The sequence below is a fragment of the Vibrio aquaticus genome, from assembly GCF_003970385.1.
Classification (GTDB): Bacteria; Pseudomonadota; Gammaproteobacteria; order Enterobacterales; family Vibrionaceae; genus Vibrio; species Vibrio aquaticus.
Map to the genome: position 1 here is coordinate 1 of NZ_RXZH01000156.1, position 449 is coordinate 449.

Sequence of the window (449 nt, forward strand, 5' to 3'; positions counted from 1 at the left end):
ATGCTCCAGACCCTGCTACTAATAAAGATGTTCACTTCTTAAAATATCCTATATATGTAGGTGGAAACAGGGGAAGGGGTCAGATTTATCCTGATGGTAGCAAAAGTAACAATACAGTTTATAATGCTACGGCAGGAGGGATAATAAGTAAAATTTTACGAAAAGAAAARGGGGGRTACGAAATAACYATMGYGGATSCATCGRATGGACGYSAAGTKRTTGATATTATCCCTCSAGGSCYAGAACTTCTTGTTTCAGAGGGYGAATCYATYAAACTYGATCAACCATTAACGAGTAATCCTAATGTGGGTGGATTTGGTCAGGGAGATGCCGAAATAGTACTTCAAGATCCATTACGTGTCCAAGGCCTTTTGTTCTTCTTGGCATCTGTTATTTTGGCACAAATCTTTTTGGTTCTTAAAAAGAAACAGTTTGAGAAGGTTCAATTA

The 449-nt window shown here is 38.1% G+C and carries 1 protein-coding gene; it reads left to right on the forward strand.

Annotated elements, in window-relative coordinates:
• Positions 1-83: 83 nt before the first annotated feature.
• Positions 84-449 (forward strand): hypothetical protein (locus EJ063_RS21960; RefSeq protein ID WP_500691454.1); only part of this gene is annotated, 366 nt, incomplete at its 3' end.